Here is a 441-nt window from a genome sequence, read left to right on the forward strand (position 1 = left end):
GGCCCTGCGCGTCGCAACCACCGCACGCTCCTAACTGCGCCAAACCAACCAAGTCCAAGTCTACCCGCCCACACTGAACGTTGTCGGCTACAACCGCCACCTGCTCCTGCTCGGCCAAGTGGCCCCCGAAGGCGAAAAACAATTTGTTGAACGCATCGCCCGCTCCGAACAAGCCGCAGAAGGCGTGTACAACTACATTACCGTTGCCTCACAAGCGCGTTCGTTCGGTGATGTGAACAACGATACTTGGGGTACATCCAAAGTCCGCGCCACCCTGTTGGGCCTCAGCCCGGCCACCCAAGCACGCGTCAAAATCGTGACTTACGGCAACGTGACCTATGTGATGGGCATCCTCACGCCTGACGAGCAAGCCCGCGTGGCCCAAAAAGTCAGCACGACCGTCGGCGTACAAAAAGTCGTGACCCTCTATCAACACTACGT

The 441-nt window shown here is 58.5% G+C and carries 1 pseudogene; it reads left to right on the plus strand.

The annotated features are described in order from the left end of the window. Positions 1–441, plus strand: a pseudogene (locus ACTHUM_RS19855) (BON domain-containing protein); the annotation flags it as partial.

This window comes from Neisseria sp. P0021.S006 (assembly GCF_051956895.1).